The organism is Xanthomonas sp. NCPPB 3005 (genome assembly GCF_041228095.2).
Classification (GTDB): Bacteria; Pseudomonadota; Gammaproteobacteria; order Xanthomonadales; family Xanthomonadaceae; genus Xanthomonas_A; species Xanthomonas_A bonasiae.
In genome coordinates this window covers 4,717,011-4,736,588 of record NZ_CP166096.2, presented here as the reverse complement: position 1 = coordinate 4,736,588, position 19,578 = coordinate 4,717,011, and the positions used below count along the sequence as shown (strand labels likewise).

22 protein-coding genes are annotated in these 19,578 nt (G+C 69.0%); 13 read left to right on the top strand and 9 right to left on the bottom strand.

The window, feature by feature from the left end:
- Window positions 1–211 precede the first annotated feature (211 nt).
- Window positions 212–1,159 carry an ABC transporter ATP-binding protein gene (locus AB8810_RS20510; protein ID WP_369914707.1) on the top strand — a complete coding sequence of 316 codons (948 nt, stop codon included), beginning with the start codon at window positions 212–214 and terminating at the stop codon, window positions 1,157–1,159.
- Complete coding sequence (locus tag AB8810_RS20505) at window positions 1,156–1,917, top strand: ABC transporter permease (protein WP_179568842.1); 762 nt, start codon at window positions 1,156–1,158, stop codon at window positions 1,915–1,917. Before AB8810_RS20510 ends, AB8810_RS20505 begins: the two co-directional genes overlap by 4 nt.
- A gap of 343 nt (window positions 1,918–2,260) precedes the next feature.
- On the opposite strand, the gene AB8810_RS20500 is transcribed toward AB8810_RS20505, so the two are convergent.
- Window positions 2,261–2,503 carry a DUF3297 family protein gene (locus AB8810_RS20500; protein ID WP_179568840.1) on the bottom strand — a complete coding sequence of 81 codons (243 nt, stop codon included), beginning with the start codon at window positions 2,501–2,503 and terminating at the stop codon, window positions 2,261–2,263.
- Between the two features lie 146 nt (window positions 2,504–2,649).
- Between AB8810_RS20500 and AB8810_RS20495 the strand changes: the two genes are divergently transcribed.
- Window positions 2,650–3,195 (top strand): hypothetical protein, encoded by a 546-nt coding sequence (locus AB8810_RS20495; RefSeq protein ID WP_206230441.1) that lies wholly within the window; start codon window positions 2,650–2,652, stop codon window positions 3,193–3,195.
- Window positions 3,196–4,063: 868 nt separating this feature from the next.
- On the opposite strand, the gene AB8810_RS20490 is transcribed toward AB8810_RS20495, so the two are convergent.
- Both AB8810_RS20490 and AB8810_RS20485 read right to left on the bottom strand, forming a co-directional pair.
- The gene (locus AB8810_RS20490; RefSeq protein WP_145705080.1) at window positions 4,064–4,348 is read right to left on the bottom strand and encodes a DUF4031 domain-containing protein; all 285 of its coding nucleotides are present in this window, start codon (window positions 4,346–4,348) and stop codon (window positions 4,064–4,066) included.
- Window positions 4,349–4,356: 8 nt separating this feature from the next.
- The gene (locus AB8810_RS20485) at window positions 4,357–4,899 is read right to left on the bottom strand and encodes a hypothetical protein (protein ID WP_191825359.1); all 543 of its coding nucleotides are present in this window, start codon (window positions 4,897–4,899) and stop codon (window positions 4,357–4,359) included.
- A gap of 280 nt (window positions 4,900–5,179) precedes the next feature.
- Between AB8810_RS20485 and AB8810_RS20480 the strand changes: the two genes are divergently transcribed.
- Entirely contained in the window at window positions 5,180–6,031 is an 852-nt protein-coding gene (locus AB8810_RS20480) for a hypothetical protein (RefSeq protein ID WP_369914706.1), read from the top strand.
- 239 nt (window positions 6,032–6,270) lie between these two features.
- On the opposite strand, the gene motB is transcribed toward AB8810_RS20480, so the two are convergent.
- The 4 genes from motB to msrB all read right to left on the bottom strand — a co-directional run bounded on the left by motB (window position 6,271) and on the right by msrB (window position 9,385).
- Window positions 6,271–7,497 (bottom strand): flagellar motor protein MotB, encoded by a 1,227-nt coding sequence (gene motB, locus AB8810_RS20475; RefSeq protein WP_369914705.1) that lies wholly within the window; start codon window positions 7,495–7,497, stop codon window positions 6,271–6,273.
- Between the two features lie 10 nt (window positions 7,498–7,507).
- The gene (motA, locus tag AB8810_RS20470; protein ID WP_206230446.1) at window positions 7,508–8,362 is read right to left on the bottom strand and encodes a flagellar motor stator protein MotA; all 855 of its coding nucleotides are present in this window, start codon (window positions 8,360–8,362) and stop codon (window positions 7,508–7,510) included.
- Between the two features lie 161 nt (window positions 8,363–8,523).
- The gene (locus tag AB8810_RS20465) at window positions 8,524–8,697 is read right to left on the bottom strand and encodes a hypothetical protein (protein WP_369914704.1); all 174 of its coding nucleotides are present in this window, start codon (window positions 8,695–8,697) and stop codon (window positions 8,524–8,526) included.
- Window positions 8,698–8,920: 223 nt separating this feature from the next.
- Window positions 8,921–9,385 (bottom strand): peptide-methionine (R)-S-oxide reductase MsrB, encoded by a 465-nt coding sequence (gene msrB / locus AB8810_RS20460; protein WP_206230447.1) that lies wholly within the window; start codon window positions 9,383–9,385, stop codon window positions 8,921–8,923.
- A gap of 139 nt (window positions 9,386–9,524) precedes the next feature.
- Here msrB and AB8810_RS20455 point away from each other — a divergent pair, with 139 nt between their 5' ends.
- Both AB8810_RS20455 and AB8810_RS20450 read left to right on the top strand, forming a co-directional pair.
- Window positions 9,525–9,923, top strand: a complete 399-nt coding sequence (locus tag AB8810_RS20455) for a hypothetical protein (RefSeq protein WP_369914703.1) — start codon at window positions 9,525–9,527, stop codon at window positions 9,921–9,923.
- 138 nt (window positions 9,924–10,061) lie between these two features.
- Complete coding sequence (locus AB8810_RS20450) at window positions 10,062–10,439, top strand: host attachment protein (RefSeq protein WP_179568823.1); 378 nt, start codon at window positions 10,062–10,064, stop codon at window positions 10,437–10,439.
- A gap of 360 nt (window positions 10,440–10,799) precedes the next feature.
- Here the strand turns inward: AB8810_RS20450 and AB8810_RS20445 are convergent, their stop codons facing one another.
- The gene (locus tag AB8810_RS20445; protein WP_179568821.1) at window positions 10,800–11,279 is read right to left on the bottom strand and encodes an Lrp/AsnC ligand binding domain-containing protein; all 480 of its coding nucleotides are present in this window, start codon (window positions 11,277–11,279) and stop codon (window positions 10,800–10,802) included.
- A 148-nt stretch (window positions 11,280–11,427) separates the two neighbouring features.
- Here AB8810_RS20445 and AB8810_RS20440 point away from each other — a divergent pair, with 148 nt between their 5' ends.
- Together AB8810_RS20440 and alr are read left to right on the top strand one after the other, a co-directional pair.
- Window positions 11,428–12,735 (top strand): D-amino acid dehydrogenase, encoded by a 1,308-nt coding sequence (locus AB8810_RS20440; protein ID WP_191825364.1) that lies wholly within the window; start codon window positions 11,428–11,430, stop codon window positions 12,733–12,735.
- Window positions 12,714–13,787, top strand: a complete 1,074-nt coding sequence (alr, locus tag AB8810_RS20435) for an alanine racemase (RefSeq protein WP_369914702.1) — start codon at window positions 12,714–12,716, stop codon at window positions 13,785–13,787. The genes AB8810_RS20440 and alr overlap by 22 nt, the downstream gene beginning before the upstream one ends.
- A gap of 195 nt (window positions 13,788–13,982) precedes the next feature.
- Here the strand turns inward: alr and AB8810_RS20430 are convergent, their stop codons facing one another.
- Window positions 13,983–14,552, bottom strand: a complete 570-nt coding sequence (locus tag AB8810_RS20430) for a DUF3016 domain-containing protein (RefSeq protein ID WP_179568816.1) — start codon at window positions 14,550–14,552, stop codon at window positions 13,983–13,985.
- 207 nt (window positions 14,553–14,759) lie between these two features.
- Between AB8810_RS20430 and AB8810_RS20425 the strand changes: the two genes are divergently transcribed.
- The 5 genes from AB8810_RS20425 (at window position 14,760) to AB8810_RS20405 (ending at window position 19,491) form a co-directional block, all read left to right on the top strand.
- Window positions 14,760–15,230, top strand: a complete 471-nt coding sequence (locus tag AB8810_RS20425; RefSeq protein ID WP_179568814.1) for a hypothetical protein — start codon at window positions 14,760–14,762, stop codon at window positions 15,228–15,230.
- A gap of 19 nt (window positions 15,231–15,249) precedes the next feature.
- Window positions 15,250–15,498, top strand: a complete 249-nt coding sequence (locus AB8810_RS20420) for a hypothetical protein (RefSeq protein ID WP_369914701.1) — start codon at window positions 15,250–15,252, stop codon at window positions 15,496–15,498.
- 189 nt (window positions 15,499–15,687) lie between these two features.
- Complete coding sequence (locus AB8810_RS20415; protein WP_191825367.1) at window positions 15,688–17,691, top strand: ATP-binding protein; 2,004 nt, start codon at window positions 15,688–15,690, stop codon at window positions 17,689–17,691.
- A 70-nt stretch (window positions 17,692–17,761) separates the two neighbouring features.
- The gene (locus tag AB8810_RS20410; protein WP_179568810.1) at window positions 17,762–18,052 is read left to right on the top strand and encodes a DUF3247 family protein; all 291 of its coding nucleotides are present in this window, start codon (window positions 17,762–17,764) and stop codon (window positions 18,050–18,052) included.
- Between the two features lie 107 nt (window positions 18,053–18,159).
- Complete coding sequence (locus AB8810_RS20405; protein WP_179568808.1) at window positions 18,160–19,491, top strand: sorbosone dehydrogenase family protein; 1,332 nt, start codon at window positions 18,160–18,162, stop codon at window positions 19,489–19,491.
- Window positions 19,492–19,578: the final 87 nt, after the last annotated feature.

The window sequence follows — 19,578 nt, the reverse complement described above, 5'->3', positions numbered from 1 at the left end:
CGGCGGATGCCGGCCTGGCTGGCGGACGCTGCGCTTGCCATGCTCGTGACGATGTTGCTGCTAGGCTCTTCGAGTCCCGAGTCCCGAGTCCCGAGTCCCGCCACTATCCCGCATGCGGGAGACTGCTTCCGCTGAACGCGGTTTATCGGAGCGTAGCGGACCTCTACCCTGTCGGCGTTCGCAGCGCCCGACCGCTGCGCAAGGAGTTCGTGTGTCGCCGATCATTTCCATCCAGCAGCTCACCAAGACCTACAAAGGCGGCTTCCAGGCGCTGAAAGGCATCGACCTGGACATCCAGCGCGGCGAGATCTTCGCCCTGCTCGGGCCCAACGGCGCCGGCAAGACCACGCTGATCAGCGTGGTCTGCGGCCTGGTCAATCCCAGTTCCGGCACCGCGCTGGCCGACGGCCACGACATCGTGCGCGACTACCGCGCCGCGCGCGCCAAGATCGGGCTGGTGCCGCAGGAACTGGCCACCGACGCGTTCGAGACGGTGTGGGCGACGGTGCGCTTCAGCCGCGGCCTGTTCGGCAAGCCGAAGAATCCCGCCTACCTGGAGCAGGTGCTGCGCGAGCTGTCGCTGTGGGACAAGCGCGACAGCAAGATCTCCACCCTGTCCGGCGGCATGAAGCGGCGCGTGCTGATCGCCAAGGCGCTGGCGCACGAACCGAGCATCCTGTTCCTGGACGAGCCCACTGCCGGCGTGGACGTGGAGCTGCGCCACGACATGTGGCAGATGGTACGGCGCCTGCGCGAGCAGGGCACCACCATCATCCTGACCACGCACTACATCGAGGAAGCCGAGGACATGGCCGACCGCGTCGGGGTGATCAACCGCGGCGAGTTGGTGCTGGTGGAGGACAAGCGCACGCTGATGCGCAAGCTCGGCAAGAAGCAGCTGGCGCTGACCCTGCAGGCGCCGCTGCCGGCGCTGCCCGCGGCGCTGGCGGCGCAGCCGCTGGAACTGTCCGCCGACGGCGCCGTGCTGACCTACACCTACGACGTGCAGGCCGAGCAGACCGGCATCGGCAGCCTGCTGCGGCAACTGGAAGAGCAGGGCGTGGAGATCAAGGACCTGCATTCCAGCGAAAGCTCGCTGGAGGAGATCTTCGTCAACCTGGTGCGCCCGGCCGCCGGCCGCACGGAGGCGCGCGCATGAACCTGCATGCGATCGCCGCGATCTACCGTTTCGAGATGGCGCGCACCTTTCGCACGTTGACCCAGTCGATCGCCTCGCCGGTGCTGTCGACCTCGCTGTACTTCGTGGTGTTCGGCGCGGCGATCGGCTCGCGCATGGGCGACATCGACGGGATCCGCTACGGCGCCTACATCATCCCCGGGCTGGTGATGCTGTCGCTGCTCAACGAGAGCGTGTCCAACGCCTCGTTCGGCATCTACATGCCGCGCTGGGCCGGCACCATCTACGAGGTGCTGTCGGCGCCGGTGGCGTGGTGGGAGGTGGTGATCGGCTATGTCGGCGCGGCGGCGAGCAAGTCGGTGCTGCTGGGCCTGCTGATCCTGCTCACCGCGCGCGCGTTCGTGCCCTACGAGATCGCGCATCCGCTGTGGATGTTCGGCTTCCTGGTGCTGACCGCGCTGACCTTCAGCCTGTTCGGTTTCATCATCGGCATCTGGGCCGACGGCTTCGAGAAGCTGCAGGTGATCCCGCTGATGGTGGTGACCCCGCTGACCTTCCTCGGCGGCAGCTTCTACTCGATCAGCATGCTGCCGCCGCTGTGGCAGAAGATCAGCTGGTTCAATCCGGTGGTGTATCTGGTCAGCGGCTTCCGCTGGGCGTTCTTCGGCAAGGCCGACGTGCACATCGCGGTCAGCGCGAGCATGACCGGGGTGTTCCTGGCGCTGTGCCTGCTCGTGGTCTGGGCGATCTTCCGCAGCGGTTACCGGCTCAAGTCCTGAGCCGGCGCCGTCGCGCGTTGCCGCTGCGACGCTTGTGCACGGGGCAGCCGCCGCGATCCGGCGCGGTGGAAAGGCAACGCGAGGACGGATCTGGCCACTACCGGGGCCGAAGCCCCACGCGACACGCCCTGTGTAGGAGCGGCTTCAGCCGCGACAGAATAGGTCGGTGACTACGTACCCGGCCTGCGGCGCAGGCGGACGCGACGCGCCAGCCCGACCGTAATCCAGACGAACTGCGGCACACGACCGGGGGGGCGGCAGACCACGACCACCATGAGTGCATCGATCGCCAACGCGGGCAGCTGCCATCGCGCGATGCCGCGCGCTCGCCGCGCCCGCGCGGTCAGTTGCTCTCGAGGTAGTACGCCTCCACGGCGCCCTTGATCTTCATCGTCATCGGATTGCCGCGGCGGTCGCGCGCCTTGCCGACCTGCACGCGGATCCAGCCTTCGCTGACCGAATACTCCTCCACGTTGTCGCGCTCCACGCCGTTGAAGCGGATGCCGACGCCGCGCGCCAGCGCCTCGGCATCGTGGAACGGGCTCTGCGGGCTGATCGCCAGGTGATCGGGAGGGGTATCGCTCATCGTCATGGGTTCGCTTGACGGCGGGTGGCGCCGTCTTCCGGGGGCGAAGGATAAACGCCTGCGGCGTCGCTGCCGAGTTTCGCTGCGCTTCCGTCGCCGCGCCCGGCGCGTCACACTGCGCGTCCCGCACTGCCCGATCCGCCGCCATGCCCGACAACAGCGCCGACTACGAAGATCCCGACGACCTCAGCGGCGACGCGGACGACGACGATCCGGATACCCAGCAGGGGCTGATCTGGAACCTGCTGCTGCTGATCAATCCCGGCGACGACGAGACCGCGCTGCGCCAGTTCAACGCCTACCGCGAGGCGGCGGGCGAAGTGGAGAGCGACGGCGACGGCTGGCTGTGGACGCTGAAGGACGCCATCGACTGGACCTCCGGCTTCTACGTGGACGGCGGCGATAGCGAAGCGCTGATCGGCGCGATCAACGAACTGGCCGCGCGCTGGAACCTGCGCCTCGACTGGGGCGGCGACGTCGACGACGAGGATTTCCTCGGCGCCCACGACACCGCCTCGCTGTTGGCGGTGGCCTACGACCGCCTGCGCGAGTACGGCTACAGCATCTGGTGCTGGGACACCGGCGGCGACGACCGCGCCGGCTGGATGGCGCTCAGCCGCGACGACGAGGACATGCAGCGCCTGGCGGCGATCCTGGGCATCGACCTGCGCCCGGGCAGCGACCCGTTCTAGGCGCGGCAATCGCGACGCGCGAAGCGGTGGATGTTCCGACTTTGGATGCAGTCGGGACTGAAGTCCCTCCCACAGCGCACCCCGTCAGCTTGCTGCAAGCTCCCTGTAGGAGCGGCTTCAGCCGCGACGAACGGAGTCCGGAACTGCGCCGGCATCGTCGGGTGTCGGGGCTGAATCCCCTCCTGCAGCGCCCCAGCCAAGCATCCGAAGCATCGCAACAGCGAGCATCCGCAGCTCCCTGTGGGAGCGACTTCAGTCGCGACGCGCGAAACGGTGGATGTTCCGACTTTGGATGCAGTCGGGATTGAAGTCCCTCCCACAGCGCACCCAGTCAACTTGCTGCAAGCTCCCTGTAGGAGCGGCTTCAGCCGCGACGAACGGAGCCCGGAACTGCACCGGCATCGTCGGGTGTCGGGGCCGAATCCCCTCCTGCAGCGCACCAGCCAAGCATCCGAAGCATCGCAACAGCGAGCATCCGCAGCTCCCTGTGGGAGCGACTTCAGTCGCGACGCGCGAAGCGGTGGATGTTCCGACTTTGGATGCAGTCGGGACTAAGGCCCCTCCCACAGTGCATCCAGCCAACTTGCTGCAAGCTCCCTGTAGGAGCGGCTTCAGCCGCGACGAACGGAGTCCGGAACTGCGCCGGCATCGTCGGGTGTCGGGGCCGAATCTCCTCCTGCAGCGCACCAGCCAAGCATCCGAAGCATCGCAGCAGCGAGCATCCGCAGCTCCCTGTGGGAGCGACTTCAGTCGCGACGCGCGGAGTCGCAGGCCGTTACCGCGCCGGCCGCTGCGGGGAGCGGCATCCCAACGCATCCGCAAGCCCGCGCCACCGCAATGCGCCGTACTCCGATGCCGCCATGCATGTTCAATCGGCTTCGCCGCGCGCCTGCGCGCGGGCCTGGCGGATCAGCGCCTTCATCAGTGCGCGATCGGTGTGCCGCGACACCGGCACCGCGCCGAGCCGGATCGCTTCGTCGCGCAAGGCGGCGGGCACGTCGTAGTGCGCGCCGCTGAGCTTGTTCTGGAAGGCGCGGCGGGGAATGCCCAGCCGCGCCGCCATCGCATGCAGTTCGTCCAGCGTATCGGCAAGCAGGTGTCCCCAGCGCTGGCCGCGCCAGGGATGCACCGCATCGTCGATGTAGACCGCCATCGCGCCGATCAGGCTGGCTTGTGCTTGCCGTCGGCGTCCGCGTCCGCGTCGGCGTCCGTGGTCGCCACCGCGTCGCTTGCCTTGCCCGCCGATGCCTCGGCATCCGCGTCTTCGGCAGCAGCGTCGCTCGCCTCGGCGACGCCGTCTTCTTCGGCGTCCGCATCGCCATCGCTCTCGGCGAACTCGGCGACCAGCGCATCCAGGTACTCGGCCGCGGTCTTGCCCTCGTCGGCGGCAAGGTCGTCGATCATCTGCTGCAACTGGGTCGAATAGTCCAGGGTGATGGTCTTGCCTTCCTGCTCCTGCACGTTGGCCAGATGCTTGAGCATCGCCAGCATCGGCACCGGGTTGTCGGCGTTGCCCATGGTCTGGCCGCCGACCGACAGCAGCCACTCGTTGCCCTGCAGGCCGATCGCGGCCAGCACGCGGCCACTTTCGTCCTGCAGCACGGCGTGGTTGGCGATGGGCTGGTCGCGGCCCAGTCGGGCAAAGGCGCGCTTGGGTTGCTGCTTCTTGCGCTTGTCGCGCTTGGCTTTGGATTGCTTGGACACGTTCGTCTCGCTCGCGGAGTGACCGCCATTGTAAGCGGGGCGGCCGGGCATGACCTTCGGCAGGCTTGACTACATTTGTAGGCATGACTAGTTTGACTACAGCTGTAGCTATCCAGTCCTGTCACCGCTGCCCGCTCGCGAGCGGCGGATTTACAGCGAGGGCAGCGGTGCATCCGGTACCGAAGTCGGCGACGCGCGTTCGTGTCGCCGCTCGGGCCGCTGGTCGCTACGGCCCAGGTCATCGCTTCGCCCATCCGCCATGCCCACAAGGAGATCCGCCATGCTGCACTCCAACACCCCACTCTGGCGCCGCGGCGCCGCACTGCTGGTTCTGGCCGGCGCCATCGCGTCCACACAGGCGAGCGCCCAGGACGCCGCCACCGACATCGCCGAACCGGCCGAGCCGGCGTCGCCCGCAGTGCCGCCTGTTCCGCCCGTGCCACCGGTGCCACCGGTGCCACCGGTGCCGCCCGCGCCCGTGGCCGGCGCGCATCGGCTGACGAACACTTCCACCATCACCCTCCTGTCCGACGATCGCCGCAACGCATCGGTGCTGTTCGAAAAATCCAGCACCAACATGTACGGCAGCAGCGACGACCTGCGCGAGGCGCGGCGCGCGCGCCACGGCGACGAGACGCTGTGGTGGATCCGCAGGGATGGCAAGCGCTACGTGGTGCGCGACGCGGCCACGATCCAGCAGCTGAAGGCGGCCTACGCGCCGGTCGAAGCGCTGGGGCGGCAACAGGGCGAGCTGGGCGAGCGGCAGGGGCGGTTGGGCACGCGCCAGGGCGAGATCGGCCGGCAACAGGGCGCCATCGCACAGGGCCAGGCAGGCCAGGCGATGGAGGAGGCCAGGCGCGCCAGCGAGCAGGCGCGGCTTGCCGCCAGCGGCGGCCAGGCCGCTGCCCGATCCGCGGCACGTACCGATGCCGCGCATGCGGACTTCGCGCAGCAGATGGCGGCCCTGGAAACGCGCCAATCGGCATTGGCCGAGCAACAGGAGGTGTTGGCCCGGCAACAGGAGGTGCTGGCAAAGCGCCAGCAGGTCGCCAACGCGACGCTGCAACGCGACATCGAACGGATCACCCGCCAGGCGATCGCACAGGGCGTGGCGCAACCGCTGCCGCAGTGAGAAGCGCTGCGGCGCGTCGCTGGCTATCCGTCGGGGTTGAAATCCCTCCTGCGATTCACCCGGCCAGTTGGCCGCGAGCCCTTGTAGGAGCGGCTTCAGCCGCGACGAGCGAAGTCGGGAACCGCGACGCCATGGCCGCGAGCTTCTTTCAGGAGTTGGTCGCGACCTGGCTTGATCGGGACAGTTCCGGCCGTGGCCGGAGCCTGCGCAGGCCGGATACAACCCGAGAGGAAACGGCGTCAGCGTTGCGCCGGACTCTCGGCGGCGGCCGTCGCCGTTGCCGGCGACGGCGCGGCACTGCTGCGCGGCGTGTTGCCGGTGACGCTGTTGACCGCGCGGATCGCTTCGCGGGCGGCGTCGGCCGCGGCCTCCGGTGAGGTGGTGCGCGGCGGCGCGATCGTCACCGTCGCCGGCTTGGCGATGCCTGCCGCCGGGGCCGCCGCATTCGCTACCGGAGTCGCGGTTGGCACCGTCGCCGCAACCGCAGTCGCAGTCGTAGCCCGCGCCGGCGCCGACGCAGCGCCGCCAGCGCTCAAGTCCGGCACCTTGGTGTCGGCATCGTTCTGCCGCTGGCCCAGCGCCACGGCGTGATCGCTGCCGGCCAGCGCCGCATCCTCGGCGTCCTTGGTCATCACCACGATGCTGATGCGCCGGTTGATCGGGTTGTCCGGATTCTGCTTGTCGAACAGCACCGAGGACGACAGGCCGACCACGCGCGAGACCTTGTCCTCGCCCATGCCGCCGGCGACCAGTTCGCGCCGCGCCGCATTGGCGCGGTCCGCGCTCAGCTCCCAGTTGCTGTAGCCGTTCTTGCCGCTGTACTGGGTGACGTCGGTGTGGCCGGTGATGCTGATGTGGTTGGGCACTTCGTTGATGAAGCCGGACAGCTCGTGCAGGATGTCGCGGGTATAGGGTTTGAGCACCGCGCTGCCGATGTCGAACATCGGCCGGTTCTCCTTGTCCACGATCTGGATGCGAAGGCCGTCCGGGGTCAGGTCCAGCAACAACTGGTCCTTGAACGGCTCCAGCGCCTGGCTCTTGTCGATCGCTTCCTTCAGGTCCTGCATCAGCGTTTCCAGCCGCTGCTTTTCCTTCTCGCGTTGCGCCGTCTTGCTTTCCGTGTCGCCCGCCAGGCTCTTGCTGCCGAACGGATCCTTGTTGTTGCCGCGCTGTATGTCGGCGCTGCCGCCGAGCTTGATCATCGAGGTGCTGGCGCCGCCGGGGCCGGCCATGCCCGGACTCGGCGCCGGGCTCTTGCCCTCCAGCGGGCTGGGATTGCGGAAGTATTCGGAGATCGCCATGCGCTGTTCCTTGGTGGTGGCCGCGACCAGCCACAGCACCAGGAAGAACGCCATCATCGCGGTCACGAAGTCGGCGAACGCCACCTTCCAGGCGCCGCCATGATGGCCGCCGCCCTGGACCTTCTTGACCCGGCGGATGACGACGGTAGCTTTGGCTTCGGGCATGGCGGCAGCGCTACTTGATCGTCTTCAGGTGCGTCTCGAAGTCCGAGAAGCTCGGCCGCACGTTGCTCGGCAGGGTCTTGCGCGCGAACTCCAGCGCGATCTTCGGGTTGTAGCCGCGCAGGCAGGCCAGCAGGGCGGTCTTCACCGACTCGAAGATGCGGCTGTCCTGTTCGGCGCGCGCTTCCATCGCCGCCGCCAGCGGAGCGACGAAGCCATACGCCAGCAGGATGCCGAGGAAGGTGCCGACCAGCGCGGCGCCGACGTGGTGGCCGATCTCCTCGATCGGGCCGCCGATCGAGCCCATGGTGATGACGATGCCCAGCACCGCAGCGACGATGCCGAAGCCGGGCAGGCCGTCGGAGACCTTGCTCAACGCATGCGCCGGCGCCATCGCCTCGTGGTGGTGCTTCTCCAGCTCCAGTTCCAGCAGTGGCTCCAGTTCGTGCGGCTCGATGTTGCTGCCGATCATCAGGCGCAGGCAGTCGGTGATGAAGTCGAGCAGGTGGTGGTCGGCCAGCACCTTCGGATAATTGCTGAAGATCGCGCTTTCGGCCGGTTTCTCCACGTGATCTTCCAGCGCCATGAAGCCGTCGCGCCGCGCCTTGTTCAGCAGTTCGTAGATCAGGGTCAGGGTGGCCCGGTAGTCGTCGGACTTGTACCTCGGGCCCTTGAACACGCCGGCGATGTCGACGAAGGTCGCCTTGACGATCTTGCCGGGGGTGCTGACCAGGAACGCACCCAGCGCCGCGCCGCCGATGATCATCAGTTCGTAGGGCTGCCACAGCGCGCCGAGCTTGCCGTGCGAGAGCACGTAGCCGCCGACCACGCTGATGATGACGACAAGGAAGCCAACAATGATGAGCATGGCGGAAGCAGCCTGCGAGCCGTGAACGGGGATACCTCCATTTCGGCCCGGCGGCGGCTTTCTGAAGGCGGCGGCACGGCCGCGCCTGCGTGAAGACGCATCTGAAGGCGTCATGTTTGTCGTCGCTGCGACGGCGTACGCTGGCGTGTGGACGCCTGGCTTCAGTCGGCTGCGCCGCTGCCCTGGCGCATTCTCTCAAGCGTATCGCCGTGCTCGAACAGGCTGAGCGTGGCGGCATCGCGCGGAGGGTTCCAGCACACGTTGCCCTCGGCCTTGGCATGGCGCGCAGCGCTGTCCGCGTCGACCCGATGCACGCGCAGGGGACAGCCGAGCATCGGCAGCGCCACACGTTCGCGCGGCGCAGCGAATGCGGTTTGCGCCGCTATGCCGCGGTGCCATGGCACGCGCAGCGCATCGGACTGCAGGCCTGCGCCGGCGGCCGGGTGCGGTGCGGTGTGGATCCGTGCCCGCGCGCGCTGCGCGGCAGGATCGCTAAACAACCAAGAGGGGACCCATGCCGGGACCCCTCCGCGTCGCGCGGCGCCAGGCCGTCGCCGGTCAGGCCGGTTCGGTGTCGCCGCCGCCGCGCTGCAACGGGTTCGGCAGCGCCTGACCCTGTTCGGTGAATTGCAGCGACACCGAGTTCAGGCAATGCCGCTCGCCGCTCGGCGGCGGGCCGTCCGGGAACACGTGGCCGAGATGGCTGTCGCAGCGTGCGCAGACGATTTCGGTGCGGATCATGCCGTGGCTTGTGTCGCGGATCTCGCGCACGTGGGCCGGATGGTAGGGCGCGAAGAAGCTGGGCCAGCCGGTGCCCGAATCGAACTTGGCGCTGGAACGGAACAACGGCAGGCCGCACAGCCGGCAGCTGTAGACGCCCTCCAGCTTGTTGTCCAGGAACACGCCGCAGAACGGCGCCTCGGTGCCGTGCTGCAGCAGCACCCGCCGCTCTTCGTCGTTGAGCCCGGCGATCAACTGCTCGCGTTCGGCGGACGTGGGAGGCGTGAGGTCGAATCGGCTCATGGCAGGGGCCTGTGACGCGGAAGGATGCGCACAAGATGAGGGCGGCGGCGCCGCGATCAAGCCGCAGCGGCGGGGCATCGACGTGGCGCCCCGCTTGCGCTAGCGTCGGCGTTTCCGATCACGGTGCTACGGAGCGGTTGTGCATCCTTCCCTCATTCGCCTGGCGGCCATCGCGTTGCTGGCACCGGCGCTGGCGACGGCGCAGAGCCTGAATCCGGCCCCGTCGTCGCCGACCGCCACCCGCCAGTCGACCGCGCTGGAATCGGCGCCGGTGCCCAAGGCCGCGCCGGTGCGGTCCAGCCTGGACGATCGCCCGACGTCCTCGCAGTCGCCCGCGCACAAGCCGGCCAAGGCCAAGCCGGCGCCCGCCGACGGCGCCAATGCCGCCGCCGACCGCCGCCCGGTCAAGCTGTACGACCGCGGCGGCCGCCTCATTCCCGGCGCGGTGCAGGTCGGCCCCAACCGCGTGCTGGACACGCGCAGCGGCCGCTACTACAGCACCGTGCCCAGCGGCGACGGCCAGCGCATCGACGAGTAGGCGCCGATCGGCGGCCGGCATGGCCGTGGCGTGAAAGCGCGGCAACGGTCCGTGGTCGCGATCCTCACGAACCGCTTCCTAGACTGGCCCGACGCAGGCGCTCCCGCTGCCTGCGCCGTACCTTCGCTAGGAGAACCGATGAGCAAGCTTCCCGACAACACCCTGGTGGTCGTCGCCGATCGCGTCAGCGCACGCCTGTTCCGCACCAATCTGGCCGGCCAGACCTCGCTGCTGGAGCAGACCGAAGTGCTGACGCCCACGCCGATCGAGGGCGTCGAAGACGGCGACCGGCCGATGACCATGGACGAGGCCGGCTTCGTCCGCCAGCTGGCCGAGCGCCTGTACCAGAGCGCGCTGCGCAGCGACTTCGAGCACCTGGTGCTGGTCGCCGACCCGCAGACCCTGGGCCAGCTGCGGCCGCTGCTGCACAAGGAAGTCCAGAAGCGGGTGGTGTCGGAGCTCGCCAAGAACCACGCGCACACCTCGCGCGACGAGCTGGAAAAGCTGCTGGCGTAAGCGCGTCCGTCGCGCAGGCCGCTGCGGCATGCGCCCACTCCCTTCTCTCCTCGGGACCATGGCCCCCTTTTCCGGGGTAGGTGCCCCGATGGGGCGGATGCGGGTAAGGGCGAAGCCTCTTGCCCCCAAACTCCGCGAGACGCTTCGCGCCGTACCCTCACCCCAACCCCTCTCCCGATGGGAGAGGGGCTAGGGCTGCTCCCTTCTCCCGTCGGGAGAAGGTGCCCCGAAGGGGCGGATGAGGGTACGGGCGCAGCCTCGTGCACCCAAATGCCGCGAGCCGCTTCGCGCCGCACCCTCACCCAACCCCCTCTCTCCCACGGGACTTCATTCGGTCGCCGGCAGGAGAGGGGCTTGCGCTCAGTCGGCGATCGGCAGGCTCAGCGTCTCCTTCACTTCTTCCATCACGATGTAGCTCTTGGACTCGCGCACGTGAGGCAGGGTCAGCAGGGTGCTGCCGAGCAGCTTGCGGTACGAGGCCATCTCGCTGATCCGCGCCTTGAGCAGGTAGTCGAAGTCGCCGGAGACGAGGTGGCACTCCAGCACATTGGGCAGCTTCAGCGCAGCGCGGCGGAACTCCTCGAAGATGTCGCCGGACTTGTAGGCCAGGCTGATCTCCACGAACACCAGCAGGCTGGCCTTGAGGAAGTGCGGGTCCAGCCGCGCGTAGTAGCCGGTGATGGCGCCATCGCGTTCCAGCCGGCGCACCCGCTCGGTGCACGGCGTGGTCGACAGGCCGACCCGCTCGCCCAGTTCGGTGAAGGAAATACGCCCTTCCTGCTGCAGAATGCGCAGGATCTTGCGGTCGATCTTGTCCAGTTCGCGGGCGCGTGCGGCCATGGCGCGGGTCTCGGTGGGCTGGGGCAGGGGATTGCCCTGCTTGGTATTCGAAAATCAGCGGAAAATCCTGGCTTGCGCTCCATATACTGCGCCTAAACCCATCCGTGGCGCCATTCAGCCAGGGATTTGATCCGACAGAGGTAAGCGCATGCGGGTTCTGGTTCTCGGCAGCGGTGTGATCGGCACGGCCACGGCGTGGTATCTGGCGCGCAGCGGATGCGAGGTGACGGTGGTCGATCGCCAGCCCGCGGCCGCGCTGGAGACCAGCTATGCCAACGCCGGCCAGGTGTCGCCCGGCTACGCCTCGCCGTGGGCCGCGCCCGGGGTGCCGCTGAAGGCGCTGAAATGGTTGTTCCAGCGCCACGCGCCGCTGGCCATCACCCCCACCGGCGACATCCGCCAGTACCTGTGGCTGGCGCAGATGCTGCGCAACTGCACCGCCGAGCGCTATGCGATCAACAAGGCGCGCATGGTGCGGCTGTCCGAGTACAGCCGCGACTGCCTGGACCAGCTGCGCGCCGACACCGGCATCGCCTACGAAGGCCGCCAGCTCGGCACCACCCAGCTATTCCGCACCCAGGCGCAGCTGGACGGCGCGGCCAAGGACATCGAGGTGCTGCGCGAGTACGGCGTGCCCTACGAACTGCTCGACCGCGCCGGCATCGCCCGGATCGAGCCGGCGCTGGCCAGCGCCCCGGCCACCCTGGTCGGCGCGCTGCGCCTGCCCAACGACCAGACCGGCGATTGCCGCCTGTTCACCCAGCGCCTGGCCGCGCTGGCCGCCGCGGCCGGCGTGCAGTTCCGCTACGGCGAGACGATCGACGGCCTGCATGCCGAGGGCGACCGCCTCGACGGCGTGCGCATCGGCGGCCGCCTGGAGCGCGCCGATCGCTACGTGGTCGCCCTGGGCAGCTATTCTCCGCAGCTGCTCGCGCCGCTGGGCATCCGCCTGCCGGTGTATCCGTTGAAGGGCTATTCGCTGACGTTGCCGATCCGCGACGCGGCGCTGGCCCCGATGTCCACGATCCTCGACGAAACCTACAAAGTAGCGATCACCCGCTTCGACCAGCGCATCCGCGTCGGCGGCATGGCCGAACTGGCCGGCTTCGACCTGTCGCTGCCGGCGCGGCGCCGCGCCACCCTGGAAAACGTAGTGAACGACCTGTACCCGCGCGGCGGCGATCTGGCCCGCGCCGAATTCTGGACCGGGCTGCGCCCGGCCACGCCCGACGGCACCCCGGTGGTCGGCGCCACCGGCTACCGCAACCTGTTCCTCAACACCGGCCACGGCACCCTCGGCTGGACCATGGCCTGCGGCTCCGGTCGCTACCTGGCCGACCTGATCGCCCAGCGCCGGCCGCAGATCAGCGGCGAGGGCCTGGACATTTTCCGTTATTCGCGTGGCGCCTCGGCGCCCGTCGCAGAGGCAAGTTCGTGCGCCCAGCCCGTGCGTTGATCGATCTGCAGGCGCTGCGCCACAACTACCGCCTGGCCCGGCGACTGGGCGGCGGCAAGGCGCTGGCGGTGGTCAAGGCCGATGCCTACGGGCACGGCGCGGTGGCCTGCGCGCGCGCGCTGGAAGCGGAGGCCGACGGCTTCGCGGTGGCCTGCATCGAGGAGGCGCTGGAGCTGCGCCAGGCCGGCATCGCCGCGCCGATCCTGCTGCTGGAAGGCTTCTTCGACGCCGACGAACTGCCGCTGATCGCCGAACACCGGCTGTGGTGCGCGGTGGCCTCGCCGTGGCAGGTGGAGGCGATCGCCGCCTATGCCGCGCCGCAACCGCTGTGCCTGTGGCTGAAGCTGGACAGCGGCATGCACAGGCTGGGCCTGGCGCCCGACGAATTCCGTGCTGCGCATGCGCGGCTGAGCGCGCTGCCGCAGGTCGAGCGGCTGGTGCTGATGAGCCATTTCGCGCGCGCCGACGAACTGGACAGCGCGCGCACCCTGGAGCAGGCCGAGGTGTTCCGCCAGGCCACCGCCGGCCTGGCCGGCGAGACCAGCCTGTGCAATTCGCCGGGCCTGCTGGGCTGGCCGCAACTGCACAGCGACTGGGGCCGGCCCGGGCTGATGCTGTACGGCGCCGACCCGTTCGCCGCCGGCGCCGAGCTGCCGGGCGAGCTGCGCCCGGTGATGACCCTGCAGTCCAAGGTGATCGCGGTACGCGAGCTGGCGGTCGGCGAGCCGGTGGGCTACGGCGCGCGTTTCGTCGCGCCGCGGCCGACCCGGGTCGGCGTGGTGGCGATCGGCTATGCCGACGGCTATCCGCAGTTCGCGCCGAACGGCACCCCGGTGCTGATCGACGGGGCGCCCGGCGCGCTGATCGGGCGGGTGTCGATGGACATGCTGACCGTGGACCTCACCGAGCACCCGCAGGCCGGGCTCGGCAGCGAGGTGCAACTGTGGGGCGCGCAGCCGCGCATCGACACCCTGGCGGCGCGCTGCAGCTCCAGCGCCTACCGCCTGCTGTGCGGACTCAAGCGCGCGCCGCGGCAGTACCTGGACGGCTGAGCGGCCGCCGGCGCCTGACCGGCGCCGCGCCTTGTAGGAGCGGCTTTAGCCGCGACAAGCGAAGCGACAGGCCTTCGGCGTCGGATACCGTCGGGGCTGAAGCCCCTCCTGCGTGCATCCAGCACCCTCACCGCGAGCGCCTTGTAGGAGCGGCTTCAGCCGCGACAGACAGGCACCCGAAGACACGCCACCCGCTCAGCGCTCGGCCACCGCCGCCTTGTCGCGGAACTGGCGACGCAGCCAGTCGTCGAGCATCCGCTTCTCGTAGCGCAGCGGGTCGGTATTCAGGCCGATCGAACTGTTCATCAGGTAGCTGCTGTCGAGCAGCTTGCGCTCGCCCTGCTCCAGCACCTGTCCATCGGCGCCGTACAGGGTGAACGTCAGGCTGATCCGCGGCGGGTAGATGTCGCGCATCACCCGCACATCGTTCCATTGCGGGCCGTGCCAGGACTCGTAGTCGCCGGCGCGCTTGATGTCGGTCAGCTCCACCTCCAGCCGCTGGCCGGGCGCCAGTTGCTTGCTGGCGCGCTGCTGCAGGTAATCGGCCAGGTCGCGCACCCAGTCGCCGCGTTGCGCTTCCCAGCGATTGCGGCTGTAGCGCAGTTCGCTGAAGGCGGCGGGGTCTGTCCAGCGCACCTGCACCGGGCTGTCGCCCTCGGTGCTGCGCGCGGCCTGCGGATCGGTGACGTTGCGGACTTCGGCGGAGGCGCCGCCCGCCACCAGGCAGGCCAGGGCCAGCGCCGTCCAGGCATATCGGATCTTCATCGCGGATCTCCACGGAAACGGCCCCGCCAGTGTGTGCCTGCGCGGGCGCCGCCGCAATCGCGCCGCGCCCGCCGGCCGCCATCGTTCTCCGCCGGTTCATGGGCCCTGGCATGTGACGTGCGGTTCACGCTGCGTCGCCGCGTGCTTCACGCCGCCCGCGCGACCATCCGCACACTTACACATGAACACGATTCGGGGATCGATCGCATGAAGATGCCGCTGTTCCACCAGGCCCACGCAGCGTCGGACGTCCGTCTGCAGTTCATCGACTGGGCCAAGCGGCATGGGCACAGCCCGGCGAGCGGTGCGGCCAGTTTCGTCGATCAGCAGGCCGACCTGGACGCGGCCGCGCGCCACCTGCGCCTGAACCCGGGCGAAGACGTGCGTCAGGAACTGCGCCGCTACCTGGCCTCGCTGGGCGAGCAGCAGGACGTGGCGGTGCAGTTTCCGCCTATCTATGCCTACCGCAGTCCGCAGGGGCAGGCGTTCCGCTATTCGCTGACCCTGGTCCTGGCCGAGAGCGGGGTCGAGTGGAAGGCGCGGGTCTGGACCGGCCTGGAATACCTGGGCCTGATCGTGGGCCGCGGCGCCGGCCCGCGCGCGAACTACACGCGCCTGGCGCGGATGGCGGTAGAGCACGAACTGGCCAGCGACAGCCCGCGTTTCACGCTGGGCTAGAGAGACAAGGAGACCGCGCATGTCCTATGCAATCGCGCCCGACGACGTCGCCGCGCCCGAACAGTGCCGGCAGCAATGCCGCGAACTGGGGGTGGTGCGGGTGCAGCAGATGCTGGATCAGTCGCCACCGCCGTCGTGGCGGCAGGAGGCCGAACGCTGGCTGGAAGAGCAGGCGCTGCGCAGCGCGCGGCTGACCCAATGGGGCGTCATCGCCGGTATCGCGCTGTCCCTGCTGGGGATCGTGCTGGTCGTCGCTTTTCTCTGGTGACCCGGTGCGGCTGCAGCACCGGCCAGCCTGGCCGGCTTGACGGCAGCGGAGCGGCTTAACAAGATGCAGGGTCAGTCGCGCTGTTCCGGGCTGAGCATTTTCCGGTCCTGAGCCATCGTCATCGCGCCGCAGGCGCGGAGCGCGTCGTCGCCTCTGCCACCGCAGGCCGTCTCCAGAGCAAACTCCCTCATGCATGTCAGCACCGAATCTTCCTCCACGTCGCGCACGCAGGCGTCGGGCCTGCACTACCGCGAGATCTTCGACAAGATCGACTCCGGTTTCTGCGTGGTGCAGGTGCTGTTCGACGAAGCCCGACGCGCCGTCGATTACGTGTTCCTGGAGGTCAATCTGGCGTTCGAGCGCGAGACCGGCATGCGCGACGTGATCGGTCGGCGCATGCGCGAGCTGTCGCCGACTCACGAGGAACACTGGTTCCGCGCGTACGGCGAGGTCGCGCTGAGCGGGCGCTCGACCAAGTTCGAGAACTACGCATCCGCGCTGGGCCGCTGGTGGGCGGTGGATGCGTTCCGCATCGGTGCGCCGGAACAGTGCCTGGTCGCCGTGCAGTTCCTCGACATCACCGAACGCAAGCGCGTGGAGCGCGACCTGGCCGAGAGCGAGGCGCGCTTCAGCGCGCTCGCCGAGGGCCTGCCGATGCCGGTCTGGGTGCTGGACGCCACCGGCCAGTTGCGCTTCACCAATACCGCCTACGCCGAATTCTTCGGCATCGACCTGCAGGCCGACGACGCGCAGCCGGGTTGGGGCGACGTGCTGCATCCGCAGGACGCCGGCGTGTTCGCCTTCGAACTGCGCAGCGCGCTGGAAGAACAGCGCAACCTGCGCGCGCTGGTGCGGGCGCGCCGCCACGACGGCGCCTGGCGCTGGGTGGAAATGACCGCAGTGCCGCGCTATTCGGCCGAGGGCGAGTTCATCGGCCTGGCCGGCAGCAGCCCGGACGTCACCGAGCGCCGCGACATCGAACTGGCCCGCGAACAGCTGCTGGAATCGGAGCGCAGCGCGCGCAACGCCGCCGAGAGCATGGCGCGGCTGAAGGACGAATTCCTGGCCACGCTGTCGCACGAGCTGCGTACCCCGCTGACCACGATCCTTGGCTGGAGCGACCTGCTGCTGCAACGGCTGCCGCCGGGCGATCCGAGCAGCAAGGGCCTGTCGGTGATCGCCAGCAGCGCGCGCGCGCAACAGCGGCTGATCTCGGACATGCTCGATCTCAGCAGCATGCTGCTGGGCAAGGTGCAGCTGGAAATCGAGACGCTGGACCTGACCGAACAGGTGCGCGAGGCGCTGCGCGCGCAGGAGCCGGTGGCCGAAGGCAAGGACCAGGCGCTGAGCCTGCGCGAGCCGCCGCAGCCGTGCCTGGTGCTGGGCGATGCCACGCGCCTGCAGCAGGTGTTCTGGAACCTGTTGTCGAACGCGATCAAGTTCACCCCGGCGCATGGGCGGATCGAGCTGGTGATCGACCTCGATGCCGATGGCGAGCACGTGACGGTGGCAGTGCGCGATTCCGGCGACGGCATTCCGCCGGACTTCCTGCCGCACCTGTTCGGCCGGTTCCGCCAGGCCGATGGCACCACCACGCGTCTGCACGGCGGGCTCGGCCTGGGCCTGGCGATCGTGCAGCAGCTGGTGGAAATGCATGGCGGCCAGGTCAGCGCCGCCAGCGACGGCCGCGGCTGCGGTTCGGTGTTCACCGTGCGCCTGCCATTGCACCGCAATACGCCGGGCAAGCGGCCGCTGCGCGAGGTGCGCGCCTTCGCGATGGCCGAGCAGGTGGTGGAGGCGTACGCGCTGAAGGGCATGCGCCTGTTGGCGGTGGAAGACCAGCCGGACATGCTCGAATACCTGCGGCGGCTGCTCGAGGAGCAGGGCGCCGAAGTGGTCGCGGCCGGTTCCGCCAGCGAGGCGCTGGCGGTGCTCGACGATGGCGGCCACGCCCGCATCGACGTGATGGTCACCGATATCGGCATGCCTGGCATGGACGGCTACGGCCTGATCCGCACGATCCGCGAGAACATGGGCCTGCAGGCGGCCGAGTTGCCGGCGGTGGCGGTGACCGCGCTGGCGCGCGACGACGATCGGCAGCGCGCCTTGCAGTCCGGTTTCCAGGAGCATCTGGCCAAGCCGTACAGCGTGGCGCAGTTGGTGTCCGCGGTGCGTTTCGCGCGGCAGGGGTAGCTCCGGCGTTTTTCCCGGGCATTCACGCCATGGCCGCTAGCGTTCCCGGTTTCCCTCGCTGGAGAGACGCATGAGCAAATACGCCGACGCGGTGCACACCGATCCGGAAACCATCGCCGCGCTGCAGGCATGGTTGCCGCACTTGCCGGAACAGGCGCAGGTCCTGGTGCTGCTGGACGACGGCACCCAGGTCAGCGGCACGGTCTCGGTGCGGCCCACCTTGCAGACCTTTCGCGACCACCACGAACACGAGGGCATCAACGGCGTGCTGCGGCTGGACGATCTGCTGGATCCTGCGCAGCAGCACTACATCTGGCTGGACCGGATCCGCGAAGTGCAGCCGTTGGCACCCGCATCGTGACCGCGGTATGCCCGCGCGTCGCCGCAATTGACATCTATTTCACGTTTGCCGAGCGCGTGCTGTGCATCATCGGTGGTCCTGTCGCCACCCTGGAGAGTTGAGCAGCGATGCGCCTTCCCTCGTCCCCGGCCCGTTGGGCACTGTGTCTCCTGTCCGCTGCCGCGTTGAGCGCTTGTGGCGATACCGCCAAGCATTCCATCGAGGAGGGGATGGGGCCCGATCCGGTGTTGCCCGATCCGGTCAAGCGCATGATTCCCACGGTGAAGGTCGCCGAGGTCAAGCGCTGGGCCGATGGCGCCGCGCCGGTGCCGGCCGCCGGCCTGGCGGTGCAGGCCTTCGCCCGCGACCTGGACCACCCGCGCTGGCTGTACGTGCTGCCCAACGGCGACGTGCTGGTGGCCGAGACCGCCGCGCCGCCCGCGCCGGAAAAAGAGAGCAGCGGCCTGCGCGACAAGATCCAGGGCGCGATGATGGCCAAGGCCGGTTCCACCGTGCCCAGCGCCAACCGCATCACCTTGCTGCGCGACGCCGATGGCGACGGCGTGGCGGAGGTGCGCACGCAATTCCTCAAGGGGCTGTATTCGCCGTTCGGCATCGCCCTGGTCGGCGACCGCCTGTACGTCGCCAATGCCGACGCGCTGGTCAGTTTCCCGTACAAGGACGGCGACACCCAGATCAGCGCACCGCCGAGCTTCGTCGCCAACCTGCCGGGCGGCATCAACCATCACTGGACCAAGAGCCTGCTGGCCAGCCGCGACGGCAAGAAGCTGTATGTCGGCGTGGGGTCCAACAGCAACGTCGCCGAGAACGGCATGGACGCCGAGCTCAATCGTGCCGCGATCCTGGAAGTGGATGCGCAGAGCGGCGCCACCCGGGTGTTCGCCAGCGGCCTGCGCAATCCGGTGGGCCTGGCCTGGCAGCCCGGTGCGGACACGTTGTGGGTGGTGGTCAACGAGCGCGACGAGATCGGCAGCGATCTGGTGCCCGACTACCTGACTTCGGTGCGCGAAGGCGGCTTCTACGGCTGGCCGTACAGCTACTACGGCCAGCACGTGGACGAACGCGTGCAGCCGCAGAACGCGGAGATGGTGGCCAGCGCGATCAAGCCCGACTACGCGCTGGGCGCGCATACCGCCTCGCTGGGCCTGACCTTCTACGAAGGCGCGCTGCTGCCGCAGGCGTATCAGGGCGGTGCCTTCATCGGCCAGCACGGCTCCTGGAACCGCGATCCGCCGTCCGGGTACAAGGTGATCTATGTGCCCTTCGCCAACGGCAAGCCCAGCGGCAAGGCGCAGGACGTGCTGACCGGCTTCCTCGATGCCGAAGGCAAGGCCCAGGGCCGTCCGGTCGGGGTGGCGGTGGACAAGCCTGGCGCGTTGCTGGTGGCCGACGATGTCGGCAACGTGATCTGGCGGGTGACGCCGAAGGCCGGGCCGTAATCGGCGATGGTCGGTCGCGGCGCCCGGCTCTCTTGCAGGACCCGGGTGGCGCGCCGAAAGCTCCTCTTTCGGCACCTCTGCTCGTTG